Source organism: Paenibacillus sp. HB172176, assembly GCF_011947265.1.
GTDB lineage: Bacteria > Bacillota > Bacilli > Paenibacillales > Paenibacillaceae > Pristimantibacillus.
In genome coordinates, this window is sequence record NZ_JAATHD010000010.1 from 84695 (window position 1) to 98476 (window position 13782).

The window sequence follows — 13782 nt, forward strand, 5'->3', positions numbered from 1 at the left end:
AGTGAGAAACCGAATCATTCTCTTCTCCTTTCTGATCTCCATTCTTGTTCATGCTGTGATCGGCTGGAACGCCATTCACACGCTGCGCAAGGCCGACAAAGAAATGTCAAATCAGAATGATCAGGAAATGATGAACCAGACAAGCTTGAATATCGTGAACTATTACCAGGATTTAGAATCGTTGGCTTCTTTGCTGCGTTCAGAACAGATTACGAATTTCTCCCGACTATATTTGAATATGCAAGCGGATGCGGTTGAATCGCAAGAGGGCAACAAGGTGAATGCGTTCCTGGACCGATTGTCGCTGCAGAATAACTGGGTCGATAAGATTTATATTTTAGGCAAGAACAATAATCAAGCCAATTTCAGCAAAACCATAGGCGAATCGGGTTGGAGTACGGATGAACTGCCTTCAATCGATGAACTGGAGGAATATGGTTTAATGGATGTCCTCTTGAGAGGCGATGGCATTCCTGCTTACCATACGAGGCAAGAATTGCTTCATGTTCTTAGCCATGCTCAAAAGTCAGAATTGGAAATTCCGCAATTGGTAAAGAATGTTCATCTTGTGAATGAGATTGAGGACCGAATGACGATTGCTGTATATGATCACGATGTAATCGTATTAATCGTATTGCCCCAGAATTTCATGCCTTCTTTGACGAATGATGCGTTAACGAAATCGCATGTGAAACTCAGGCTGTACAACCCGGATGAGAGTGTCATATGGACCAGCGATTCCTCAAGCCAATCGACCCCGGGAACAATGGTGCAGAGCAAGCTGTTATTACCGTATCAGCATCGTTTGGAGCTTTATCATGATGAGGCTAATGGGGCGGATTCATGGAGAAATGCTTTAGAAATCGCTTCTTTGCTGGTGATCTCGCTCTTCTCGTCTGTTTTGATCGCTTATTTTCTGTCCGGCTATATCTTCCTGCCCCTCCGTCAAGTATCGCAAGCCATCAAGAATGGGAATGGCAAGATCTTTCCATTCCGTCCGATCAGGTTTAAGAATCCGAATCGTATGCTGGGCAAAATGTCGCTCCAGAGAAAGCTGTTTTACTATTTTGTCTGCACAGTGATGCTTCCGACCGTCTGTATGGGACTGCTCGTATCGTATTCCACCTTTCAGATGCATAAGCAGCAGCTTATTTCCTTCAAAGAGCTTATTACGGAACAGCTTGGCGTCAATGTAGCGCTCAATAAGCAAAGCCTGACGAACTTATCCTATCAACTCATGCTGCAAGAGACGGACTTGCGGAGCTATGCGGTGTCTCTGCATCCCAAGATGAATGACATCAGCTATTACATTCGCTATGACAGCAAGGGAACGACGCAGTTTTCCTCCATCTATGGCAATAATCCCGAGTTGTTTCCCATTGACCCCTCGATTCTGACGAATGCCTTCGAGCAGTCGGAATGGATATCGCTGTCACAAGATGTTTTTAGTCAAAGCACGTCGTCGTTCATTAATAAGATGATGGAAAATGGGCAAACAAAAGGGTATATCGAATTGAGAATAAAACCAAGCGGCTTAGTAACGGAAAGCAGCCTGTCGCGTTCTGTATTATTGTTGCTCAATGAGAACAATCAAGCGCTCTTTCAAAGCTATCCAGGCGATTTGATGTTCAGATCTTCTGCTGCTATTGGAAACCTGCAACAAGTCGATCAGCTCCTTCACATGGAAGGCGAGGACTATATCCGATTTGCGAAGCCCGTTGCCGATACCGGCTGGACCCTGCTGCAGTTTGTTTCTCTGAAAGAGATCGGCAATGACAGCAAAATGATACTCATCAAGCATATTTATGTTCCTGTGAGCATTCTGATTCTGGCCTTTATTCTCTCGTATGCGCTGTCGAGGCGACTGGTTAAGCCGCTTGCCTTGCTGCATCAGCATATGAGCTTGGTCGGAGAAGGAAGCTTCGTCTTATATGAACGGGAGCAGAAGGATGAGATCAAAGAGCTGGCGGATAATTTCAATCGCATGATATCTGAAATCAATCATCTGATGGAAGATCAAATTAACAGTAAAATTCGCGAACAAGAGCTGTCTTCGCTTCGAGTGAAGGCTGAGCTTGCCATGCTTCAGCAGCAGATTAATCCGCATTTCCTCTACAACACCCTGGAATCGGTCAAATATCGAGCAAAGCAGAATGATGTAGAGGGAATCAACAACATTATTATGTCGCTTGCGGAGATGCTTCGTTATGCGGTTCGAGGCGGCTCGCAAGAAGTGCCGTTAGCGGAGGAACTGAAACAAATCAATCATTATTATACCATCCAAAAAATCAGAATGCGCGATAAGCTGCACATGGAATGGGATATAGAGGAGCAAGCCTTGAATGTTCGGGTATTGAAATTTATTCTCCAGCCGCTTGTCGAGAACGCGATTGAACACGGCATCCTTCAGGTGCACACTGGCGGCAGGATAGCCATAAGCGCAAGTCAGGATGAGCAGGCATTAGTGATCGAGGTCAAGGACAATGGCGTAGGGATGGATGAGGAAGAGCTTCAAGAGCTGCGAGCATCCTTGGAGTGGGACGAGCAGAATAGCAATCGAGACGGCGGGGTCGGACTCAAGAATGTCTATCAGAGACTGCAGCTCTTCTATCAAGGAGAAGCGTCCATGCAGATTGAATCTGCAATCATGAAAGGCACGCTGATACGCTTGCGGATTCCGCGATAGACCGGATTTCATCCAAAAAAAGTGGATGGTTTGTCAAAAGAAAGCTACATTGTGGGAACGATTGCCCTGCCTTATCATTAAGTTGTGGCCATGATTGATCATAATCGTAATGGGAGGGTCAACAATGTTTAAGAAAAGAACAAAGCATTTATTGTTAGCGGCAGTCATGATGACAAGCCTCATTGCAGGCTGCAGTTCGAATGGAAATAACAATGATTCGAATGGAAAGGGATCGCAGTCAACAGACAAAAAAACAGAACTTACCTTCGTTAGCTGGTCAAGCGAAGAATCCTCGGGACAAATCATTAAGGATCTCATGGTGAAATCATGGAATGACGAGAATCAAAACGCGCCAGTCAATGTGATTGGATATCCATGGAAGGATACCTTGCAGCAATTAATTATCAAGACAACCTCGAAAGAAAAGCTGGACATTGCCCAAATTCAAAGCAGCTGGCTTATTCCTCTTGCCGATCAGGATGTCTTGGTCGATCTGAACACGGTGCTTGACCCGGCCTGGATGAAGAGCACCTTCTCCGAAGCGGCGCTTAAAGGCGGCCAAGTTGACGGTCATCAGTATGCGCTGCCTTGGACGATTGCGGCTATCGCTCCTCTCTATAATCCGGAATTGCTGGAAAAGGCGGGCGTGGACAAGGCTCCGACAACAATAGCCGAGTTCGAGGATGCTTTAAAGAAGGTCAAAGAATCGATCCCGGATGTGGTTCCTTATGCGATTAGCACAGAAAGCGCATCCAACATTTCGCAAGATTTCCAGGCATGGCTGTGGACCTTCGGAGGTCATGTATTCGACGAGAACGGCAACGTCATTATCAACAACGAGAATGGCGTGAAGGCTCTGCAATGGCTGAAGGATTTGAAGGATAAAGACTATATTCAGATGGGCGTTAATCGCGCAGCAGCTAGAGATTTATTCGGCTTGAATCAGGCTGCCTTCTATGATGATTCCATTGTCGCCCGTGGTTTCCAGGTATCGAAGGGGTTTACGATGGAAGACATGCCTTCTCATATGGTTCCTATGCAGAGACCTGTATTGAAAGAAGGAGATACACCGCGTTCCATTCTGTGGGGACATTATTTGGTAGTGTTCAAATCCAGCAAGGCTCCGGACAAATCAGCTGAGTTCATTCAACATCTATTGAAAGATGATCTGTCCATTGCCTACTTCAAATCTGCTTCCGTGCCTCCGGTTACGAGCACGGCGAAGGAAGATCCGATCATTAAAAACGACAGTTACGTGAATGCGTACCTGGATGTAGCGCAAAATTCCGATCCGCTTGAAACGGAAAATTTCACTCAGGTCAGCGCGCTCGACAATATTATCTCTGAGGAATTTCAGGCTGCTCTACTCGATGCCAAATCGCCTCAGAAGGCGTTGGACGATGCTGCGGCGCGCATAGCAGACACCTTGAAATAACATGAATTCGGAGGGTAACTATGAATGCACCCACAGATAAAGTTCGCCACTTCCGGACGAAAAGCAAGACAGCGGCAGAAAACCAGTTTGGTTTTCTGCTCGCTCTTCCGGCAATGCTCCTATTTACAGCAGTCATCTTGTACCCCTTCCTGAAATCGGTCTATTACAGCTTTACAGATGAAAGCCTGCTAAGACCGATTACGGAATGGGTCAATGTGGATAATTATTCGAATTTTCTGACATCTTCCTATTTTGCCGATACCTTGTGGAACACGTTGCAGTTTGTCGTCATTACGACCTTCATCCCGTTTATTATCGCATTCGCTTGGTCTATCGTGCTTGTCCAAGGCTTCCGCGGAGAGAAATGGCTGAGAACATTAACGTTGTATTGCTGGATATTGCCGTCTGCTTCCATTGGCCTGTTGTGGAAATGGCTCTTCAATGCAAACTATGGAATCATCAATCACATCCTGCAGAACCTGGGCTTCCTATCCGGGAAAATTAATTTTCTCGGGGATGACTCCACCGCTATGATGGCGGTATGCGTGGCTATGATCTGGCATTCCTTTCCCTGGATGATGGCGTTTCTTCTTGGCGGTCTTCATTCCGTGCCGCAAGATCAGATTGAAGCCGTGCGAATCGACGGCGGGGGGAATTGGTCGGTCCTGAAAACGGTGGTCCTGCCTCATATGAATCAAATTGTCATTGTCATTCTTATTCTGTCTTTAATTAACCGTTTCCAGCACTTTGATCTATTATGGGTCATGACCGAAGGCGGTCCTGCTCATTCCACAACAACCTTCTCCGTAGAAGTCTATCATCAAGCCTTCCAAAGCTTTGAAATCGGCAAAGCCGCTGCCATTGGCATGATATGGGTAGTGCTCCTGTCCGTTCTGATTTTCTTCTATATGAGAACAATCAAGGATCACGACTAATCGGCTCTTCCAAGGAGGTGACTGCGCCTATGTTCGAGAGGACGGCAGGATTTCGCATTTTTTTCTGGTTAACGGTAACGATCATCGGTATTTTTGTGTTCTTCCCTATATACTGGATGGTGAACACATCCTTTAAATCGCCTGGCGAGTTATTGAATTCGGACTTTATACCGCTTAAGCCTACGCTGCAACACTACATCGATGCCATTAAGGATAAGCAGTTGCGTATTTATTTCCAAAATAGTGCTATTACTTCGATTATTAGCAGTCTGCTTGCGACAATTGTGTCCGCCTATGCGGCTTATAGCTTCTCCAAGTTCAAGTATAGAGGCAAGAAAACATTTATGATGCTCATTATGATTTCGAAGATGCTTCCTTATGCGATTTTATTGATTTCCATCTATAGTCTCATGAGGGCTTACGGATTGTTGGACAGCTATTTCTCGCTTATATTCGCTTATATTACCTTTACTCTTCCTGTAGGCACATGGACGCTCAAGACATTCTTCGATGAAATTCCCAATGAATTAATGGAGGCGGCCAAGATCGACGGCGCCAGCCAACTGCGCACCTTCCACAGCATTATTTTCCCGCTGGCGATTCCAGGGATGATTGCGGTGTCTGTTTTGGGATTTGTCACGAGCTGGAATGATTTGCTCTATGCGTTAACGCTTGTAACGGACCCTGCCAAACGAACGCTTGCGCCTGGACTGGTGTTTCGTTATTTAGGAGAATCAAGCTCGGATTACGGGGGAATGATGGCGGCGTCTACACTCATATCATTGCCGGCCGCATTCGTATTCCTGTTCGTTCAACGCTTCTTTATTAGAGGACTTACGGCAGGTTCTGTGAAAGGATGAGTATGATGAATGAAATGACGCACAGACGCCCCAATATGATCCTGATTCTCATGGATGATATGGGCTGGATGGATCTTGGATGTTACGGGAGCTCGTTCTATGAAACGCCGAATTTGGACCGACTGGCGGCGGAAGGCATGACATTCAGGGATGCCTATGCGGCTTGTCCGGTATGCTCCCCTACGCGGGCAAGCATCATGTCCGGCAAATATCCGGCCACTCTCGGCATTACCAACTATATAGGGGCTCTGCAGGAGAAGGGCAAGCTCCTCGGGGCGCCTTATGTGGATCATCTGCCTCTCAGCGAGAAAAGTGTCGCCGCCGCTTTGCGTGACGGAGGCTATCGGACATGGCATGTCGGCAAATGGCATCTGGGCGCTTCTCCGTACTATCCCCAGCATCATGGCTTTGATGTGAATATTGGCGGCAATCATTTCGGCCAACCGAAATCGGGGTACTTCAGCCCGTATCATCTGGAGCATCTGGAGGATGGTCCGCAGGGCGAATATTTGACAGATCGACTGACCGATGAAGCCATTGCACTATTATCCGAACAGAGCGATCGGCCTTTCTTCTTGCATCTGGCTCATTATGCCGTTCATACGCCTATTCAGGCGCCAAGCGAGGAGCTTGTGCTCAAATACGAGCGCAAAGCGGAGGCGATGGGCTTAAAGCAGAAACAGATATTCGCCGAAGGAGAATTATTCCCCGCCGAGCACAAGAAGGATCAGCGCCTTATGCGCAGATTGGTGCAATCGGATGGGAGGTATGCGGCCATGATTGAAAATCTGGATCATAACATAGGCAGATTGCTCGATGCGCTTGATCAATCCGGGCAGGCGGACAACACGCTTATTCTATTCACCTCAGACAATGGCGGATTGTCGAGCGCCGAAGGATCGCCTACATGCAATGCGCCGTTGCAGGAAGGCAAGGGATGGATGTACGAAGGAGGCGTGAGGGAGCCGTTGATTGTGAAATGGCCCGGTGTAACGCAGCCTGGCCGAATTTGCGAGGCTCCCGTTACGAGTCCCGACTTCTATCCCACGCTGCTTGAAGCCGCCGGCCTTCCCCTTCTCCCGGAGCAGCATCGGGATGGTGTAAGCATCTTGCCTCTGCTGCAAGGCGCAGAAGCTCTGGAGCGCGAGTCTATATTCTGGCACTACCCGCATTATGGCAATCAAGGCGGAACGCCCGGCTCATCGATTCGGATGGGCGATTATAAGCTTATTGAGTTTTTCGAAGACGGCCGTTTGGAATTGTATCATCTCAGAGACGACATCTCCGAAGAGCATAATCTGGCCCAGAGAGAGCCGCAGCTTGCAGCCAAGCTGCATGCCGCTTTAACCAAGTGGAGGGAAGAGACGGAAGCGATTCTTCCGCTGCCGAATGAGGCGTATATGCCCTGGAAGTGACAGCATGATCAGGGAAGGCGAATGACAGGTTAACATCCCTGTCACTCGCCTTTTTGCTGTGCATCAATTCAAGTTGACGCTGATATGATCGAATTCCGAGGAAGCGTAGTATGTATGAAGAGCGATTTGGCCCGAGGATAATGATGAATCCGTCTGACTCATAAGCAAGGAACCGTTCAGCCATACTTTCAAGCTATCATCGTTTGCCTCTGCCTTCACTTTATATATTTGATCGGTCTGGAAGGTGGCCGGAGCGGATTGGAGCACGGTCTTGACTCCTCCCACCCTTTTCACCAACTGAATGGCATCCGGCGTTATTGCGACGAAATAACGATTGGATAGATCGGTATAACGAAGATTTATATTAATGCCGGCGTTAGCTCCATTAAAGCTTAGTGGCTTTACATCCACTTCCAGAGAGTAGTCCGTCCATGCACTATTACCGGCTTTGGCAACAGCGGCAATGTTGTTGCGGGCTTGTTTGTATACGTAGGTATCATCGTTCACCACTGACCAAGAGCCGGAATCGACGGTCCAATTACTGGCGTTTCCGCTTTCAAAGTCGTCGTACCAATCCGCAGCAGACCATTGACCCGTTTCTGTATCGATTGTCCATTGACCGGAGTTGCTGATGGATATGCCGGTTCCGCTGAATGCGATAGGAAGCCAGATGTTCTTGCTGTTCCCCAGATAGCTGCTGTCCCATCGGTCAGCCACAAACATATACGTAGTTGAAGAGCTTCCCTGAATAACAGCAACATCCGAGCCTTGCGAGTGATAGGTAGTGGCGTTGCCGAAATTAGCGGCAGCGGACCATGGTCCGTTTAAGCTGGAAGCCGTATAGTACTTGGACTGATTGGGATTCCAGCCGGAAGCGCCCGAGGTAATCAAATAATAGATGTTGTCTTTCTTGAATATATTCGGCGCTTCGCGGCCGTTTGCCGTATAGGTGATGTGAGTACTAATGCTCTGAAAATCGCTTGATAATTGATCGATGGAAATCCTTCTATTAGAGGTGGACGAATCGATAGCGCTGTAGACCAGATAAGCCTTGCCATCATCATCCAGGAACAAGGTGGGATCGCCAACATAGTCGCCATTATTGCCGAATGTCGCACCTGCAAAGGAGTAATTCCCGCATACGCTGTCGCTTGTCGCATACGCCGCTTTTCTCAAATTGTTATCTCCATCTTCTTTCCATTTGAACCACATGACATAGTTGTTATTCGCTGCATTGTACAGAATTTTCGCTCGGGTGGCCACGTCTGTCGATTTCAGAATGGTTCCATCCGGCGCGAGAATTTCATTCTCATACGTCCAATTTTTCAAATCGGTTGATGAATAACATACAAATCCCCTGAATTCATTATCATAGGAGCTTGTCCCATTGACTCTTTTTTCGCCAATTAAGTAGTACGTATTATTCTCTTCATACATGCTGGCGCCGTGAACGTCCATTTGCAAACCGTTGGAATCATACCAGAATTCCCCGTTCTTGTTCGTCGTAAATTCGGCAGCATGAACGGAAGCGGTTGAACCGACAAAAAGCATGGCAAAGACGGATAACATGGCAATGAATCTTTTGTTTCTCATTTGTTTTGCCTCCCATGAATAAAGTAAAGGAATGAAACTGGCTTGAGTACAAGCATCACCTCTCAACAATAAAGCGTTTTCAAAATAGTGTTGCGGCCTTTATGGAAAGCCGGGTCCGCGCCTTGTTTCCATAATTGCTCTTATAATATAGAGTGATGCTCGAGGTTTGACAACGCAGTATTCTTTCGAAGTTTATTCCGATATTTTTTGGATGAATTCCTCGATTGGAGTCGTTTCAGATAGAGATGACCGTTTTCGGATTTCATTTCGCGGAAGGCTTGTGTATAACTTTTGTTTCAAAATGCGTAGAATATGTCGATAATCGCGAATTTTCTGTCTTTTCAGCCTATTATCCACTTGATGTGGACAAGATGTGCACAGCCTGTGGATGATATTGTGGATAACTGTGGATAGGTTGGGGATAGCTCGAAGTAGCCGATTATCTGCCGAAAATGCAGGGGATGAGCCCCGGAATCATAAGACCAAAATCCATCCCTATAGAGCGGACGCAGATCTGGATATCGATACGCTTCGAACGTTGTGCTATACTAAGGAATATCCTATAGGAAGAAAACAAGAGGTGAATGACAGTGTTTGATCGATTACAAGCACTTGCCGACAGATACGAGAAGCTGAGCGAGCTGTTATGCGATCCGGATGTATCCAGCGATCCGAAGCGGCTTAGAGAGCTGTCCAAGGAACAGTCGGACTTACAAGAGGCCTACGATGCCTATACTGAATATAAGCAGGTGTCTGAACAACTCGACGACGCCAAGCTGATGCAAGGCGAGAAGCTGGACGATGAGATGCGCGAAATGGTGAAGATGGAGATCGATGAGCTGTCCGGCCGCAAGAGCGAGCTGGAGGAGCAAATTCGCATTTTGCTTCTGCCGAAGGATCCGAACGACGATAAGAACGTGATCGTGGAGATACGCGGCGCGGCGGGGGGCGACGAAGCGGCGCTGTTTGCTTATGAGCTGTACCGGATGTACACGAAGTTCGCGGATGCGCAGGGCTGGCGCGTGGAATTGATGGATTTCAGCGAAAATGATCTCGGCGGTTTCAAAGAGGTTATTTTCATGGTGAACGGCAAGGGCGCTTACAGCAAGCTCAAGTATGAGAGCGGAGCGCATCGCGTACAGCGCATTCCGGTGACGGAATCCGGCGGACGGATTCATACCTCGACTTCGACGGTAGCGGTTATACCGGAGGTTGAAGAGGTGGATGTGGAAATCTTCGACAAGGATATTCGCGTGGATACGTTCTGCTCCAGCGGCGCGGGCGGCCAGTCCGTCAATACGACGAAATCCGCCGTTCGCGTGCTTCATGTGCCGACAGGCATCATGGCGACTTGCCAGGACGGCAAATCGCAGAATGACAACAAGGCGAAGGCGCTGCAGGTGCTTCGCGCGCGCATTGCCGACGCGCAGCGGCAAGAGGAAGAAGCGAAATATGCCAGCGAGCGCAAGAGCAAGGTGGGGACGGGCGATCGCAGCGAGCGGATTCGCACCTACAACTTCCCGCAAAGCCGTGTGACGGATCATCGCATCAATCTGACGCTTCACAAGCTGGATTCGGTCATGAACGGAGACATGGATGAGATCATCTCGTCGCTGACGATTGCCGAGCAGGCCGATCTGATGGAACGCGAGACGATGGGAATTTAACGCCTGGCCTGGGCAAGCCGATTATTTATTTGACGGCAGGAGGGGCAGGGAAGATTAGGCTTGGGGCCGGTTCGCGGTTGCCGCCTCGCTTGAGCGAGCGGCTGCGGCGGGCTGGCTTTTTTCTGTAGGTCAGTAGAAGATGATGATGGGGTGGCGGAAGCCGAAAAGATGCGGATATACCGTTTTTTTGTTGAATGGCGTGTGATGGGGTAAAAGGATGCAAATATACAGGAGTTTTGTGTGTGAGAGAGTAAAGAAGGGATATATGCTGTGAATTCATGTATGATCGCATCTTTTTCTCGATTATGGCGTTATATTCGCCAAATTCATGTATATTAGCATCTTTTCACTCCTGAAACAGGTTAGGGCTCTTGTGATTGCGGAGTATTTGGAAGTGAAGAGGTGTTCGTTGTGGATGAGAAGGCTGGTGGGCAGGTTGCTGGAGATGAATACGAGAAGCGGGACGAATTGAAGGTGGAATCAGGAACGTTGCAGGAGTGTCGGGGCGGCGCTCCCATGTGGTTTCGGCTGCCGCTGACGATAAGGGAAGCGCTGACGGGGGCGTCCGCCTGGCTCGAAGCGCAGGCGGTGGATGAGGCTCGTAGCAATGCGGAGCTGCTGCTCATGCATGTGCTGGGGGTGGAGCGCGCGGCGCTGCTGCTTGCCTGGAACGACCCCTTCCCGGCGGAGAAGGGGAAGCTGTGGCAAGCGCTTCTGCGGCGCAAAGCGGCTGGCGAGCCGATCCAGTACATGATCGGCTCGCAGTGGTTCTACGGCCGGCCGTTCGCGGTCACGCCGGCCGTTCTTATTCCGCGCCCGGAGACGGAGCTCCTCGTCGAGGCGGTGCTGGCGGCGGCCGACCGGCTGTGGCCCGACGCCGCTGCAGAGGAGGGCGCGCCCGCGTCGGCCGCGCGCCCAAGCGCTGACGCGCCGACGGTCGTCGACGTCGGCACGGGCAGCGGCGCCATCGCCGTGACGCTTGCTGCGCAGCGTCCGGGCTGGCGCCTGTGCGCGTCCGATCTGTCCCCGGACGCGCTTGACGTCGCCCGCGCGAACGCGGCCCGCCACGGAGCGGCGGACCGAATGGCGTTCGCGCAGGGCGACCTGCTCGCGCCGTTCCTGGCCGGCGGGAGCGATAACACGGAGCACGCGGGCATGCGCATCGACGTGCTCGTATCCAATCCGCCGTATATACCGGCGGCGGATATGGGCGGGCTGCAGCGCGAGGTGCGGGATTACGAGCCGCATCTCGCGCTGGCGGGCGGCGAGGACGGGCTCGATCCCTATCGCCGCATGCTGGAGCAGTTGCGCGGACTCTCGCGAATCCCGCGCATCGTCGCTTTCGAGCTAGGCATCGGCCAGCCGGCCATTGTCGCCGAGTGGATGGAGCGGATGGAGGCCTGGGACGACATCCGCATTATTCGGGATTACGGCGGGATCGACCGTCATATCGTGGCGGTTCGAAGCGCGGAATAGTCCCCAGAGCCGTCAAGCCGTCAGTCGTTTCATCGAGCGATCATCATTTTTGTTGTCGTGCCTGCAGCGCATTTGACACTGAGGGCCGTTATTTCATTGCTCGTGCTCGAGAATGTTGACAAGCCTGCCGAAGGGATCGCGGACGAAGAAGCGCCGAACGCCCCAAGGCTCTGACACAATACCATATTCAATGGGGAATCCGGCTCGCTTCATGCCCTCGAACGCCGCGTCGAGATCGTCTACTTCAATCGACAGATGGGGCGTGGTCGTGCCTGATCCGCCCTGTTCGGCGAAGCTGATTTGAACGCTCATGCTCTCGTCAGATCCATACGTGCGAATCCATCCGTGATCCATCAACAATTGGAGTCCAAGCACATCCTCATAGAAGGCTTTGGCCTTCTCGGGATGCTCCGCATGGATATTGGCAACGATTCTTTTCACCTTCATGGTTCGCCTCCAGAATCAGAATGTGGATATGGTTATATTAACCATAGTATCATACAGAGCGCGATCATCCCTGTCGCAGAAGGGAAGGCCGCAAGCGCCACGATGAAGTGGTACTTGCGGCCTTCGTTAGTCTAAGAAAACCGGCATGAACGGCTGACCGGAGTTTAACGGATGTTTCAATCATCAGAGGCTGATTCTTACCTGTTTTCCAGCACTAATGTAGCCCAAGTGTCGCCGTCCAGCACTAATGGAGCTTCAGCCGCGGCGTTGCAATCTCGTTTCTAAGGTGAAGCAAAGAGGCTGTCGATTCATTGTGGAAAGGGCTACAAAGCAGAAATTCAGCGTTACAGCCTCGGAGCACGGTCCGACGAGCACTCTAGTGCAGAATTTCAGCGCTGCAGCCTCGGCGCGCGGTCCGACGAGCACTCTAACACAGAAATTCAGCGCTGCAGCCTCGGAGCACGGTCCGACGAGCACTCTAGTGCAGAAATTCAGCGCCGCAGCCTCGGCGCACGGTCCGACGAGCGCTCTATCGCTGAATTTCTGCGCTGCAACTTCAAAAGCGGTACCGGCCGAGATGCTCTACAGGTTGGTGATTAACGAATCGATAGCCTCAGCAAGATCCGTTGCTGCTGATCATTGCGTCCATACAATGATACCGAGCTCTTCTAGCTGCGATTTCGAGCTATCCCAGTTTTCCGGCTCTCAGTCTTTACTCCGGAAGCATCTGCGTCGTAATGGCGATGCGGTTCCACGCGTTAATCGTCACGATTGCCATGATTAGCTCGCCGATGCCCTTGTTATCGTAGAAGCGGGCTACTCCGTTGTATACCTCATCCGACACATGGCGGCCGGAGATCAGCGTGACAGACTCCGTCAGCTCCAGCACGGCGCGTTCTTCCTCCGTGAAGAAATTCGTGTCCCTCCAGGCGCTGAGCGCATAAATGCGTTGCTCTGTTTCGCCCTTTGCGCGGGCATCCTTAGTATGCATATTAATACAGAAAGCGCAGCCATTGATTTGGGATGCTCTTATTTTGATCAGTTCGATAATGGTTTTGTTCAGGCTCGATGATTGAACGAAAGCCTCAAGGCCGGCCATCGCTTGGTAGCCTTTCGGTATTTCTTTTCCGATTTCCATTCTTTGTTCCATTGTATTCTCACTCCCAGACATGGTATTGGAACCGCCGCCCCGTGCACAGGTCTCCGGGTTCGCGACCCCGGCGGCCGGTGGAATGGGCAGTGCTTTTGTTTGCGGTTCTGCTATATAG

General features: G+C 50.2%; 10 protein-coding genes. 7 read left to right on the plus strand and 3 right to left on the minus strand.

Annotated features, from left to right (window positions below):
- Window position 1 precedes the first annotated feature (1 nt).
- The 5 genes from HFP08_RS14820 (at window position 2) to HFP08_RS14840 (ending at window position 7331) form a co-directional block, all read left to right on the plus strand.
- On the plus strand, window positions 2–2686 hold the full coding sequence (locus HFP08_RS14820; RefSeq protein ID WP_168121372.1) for a sensor histidine kinase: 2685 nt from the start codon (window positions 2–4) through the stop codon (window positions 2684–2686).
- Between the two features lie 124 nt (window positions 2687–2810).
- On the plus strand, window positions 2811–4121 hold the full coding sequence (locus HFP08_RS14825; protein WP_168121373.1) for an ABC transporter substrate-binding protein: 1311 nt from the start codon (window positions 2811–2813) through the stop codon (window positions 4119–4121).
- Window positions 4122–4141: 20 nt separating this feature from the next.
- Window positions 4142–5056, plus strand: coding sequence for a carbohydrate ABC transporter permease (locus tag HFP08_RS14830; RefSeq protein ID WP_168121374.1), 915 nt, complete (start codon window positions 4142–4144; stop codon window positions 5054–5056).
- A gap of 29 nt (window positions 5057–5085) precedes the next feature.
- Entirely contained in the window at window positions 5086–5916 is an 831-nt protein-coding gene (locus HFP08_RS14835; protein WP_168121375.1) for a carbohydrate ABC transporter permease, read from the plus strand.
- Window positions 5913–7331 (plus strand): sulfatase, encoded by a 1419-nt coding sequence (locus HFP08_RS14840; RefSeq protein ID WP_206109253.1) that lies wholly within the window; start codon window positions 5913–5915, stop codon window positions 7329–7331. Before HFP08_RS14835 ends, HFP08_RS14840 begins: the two co-directional genes overlap by 4 nt.
- A 63-nt stretch (window positions 7332–7394) precedes the next feature.
- On the opposite strand, the gene HFP08_RS14845 is transcribed toward HFP08_RS14840, so the two are convergent.
- A complete protein-coding gene (locus tag HFP08_RS14845) occupies window positions 7395–8924 on the minus strand; it encodes a family 43 glycosylhydrolase (RefSeq protein ID WP_168121376.1) in 1530 nt (509 codons plus the stop codon).
- Window positions 8925–9514: 590 nt separating this feature from the next.
- Between HFP08_RS14845 and prfA the strand changes: the two genes are divergently transcribed.
- Together prfA and prmC are read left to right on the plus strand one after the other, a co-directional pair.
- A complete protein-coding gene (prfA, locus tag HFP08_RS14850; RefSeq protein ID WP_168121377.1) occupies window positions 9515–10591 on the plus strand; it encodes a peptide chain release factor 1 in 1077 nt (358 codons plus the stop codon).
- A 516-nt stretch (window positions 10592–11107) separates the two neighbouring features.
- Window positions 11108–12067 (plus strand): peptide chain release factor N(5)-glutamine methyltransferase, encoded by a 960-nt coding sequence (gene prmC / locus HFP08_RS14855; protein ID WP_168121471.1) that lies wholly within the window; start codon window positions 11108–11110, stop codon window positions 12065–12067.
- Between the two features lie 93 nt (window positions 12068–12160).
- Here prmC and HFP08_RS14860 read toward each other — a convergent pair whose 3' ends face one another.
- Both HFP08_RS14860 and HFP08_RS14865 read right to left on the minus strand, forming a co-directional pair.
- Window positions 12161–12514 carry a VOC family protein gene (locus tag HFP08_RS14860; RefSeq protein ID WP_168121378.1) on the minus strand — a complete coding sequence of 118 codons (354 nt, stop codon included), beginning with the start codon at window positions 12512–12514 and terminating at the stop codon, window positions 12161–12163.
- A gap of 712 nt (window positions 12515–13226) precedes the next feature.
- Window positions 13227–13664: a carboxymuconolactone decarboxylase family protein gene (locus tag HFP08_RS14865; RefSeq protein WP_168121379.1), complete on the minus strand. Its 438-nt coding sequence runs from the start codon at window positions 13662–13664 to the stop codon at window positions 13227–13229.
- Between the last annotated feature and the right edge of the window lie 118 nt (window positions 13665–13782).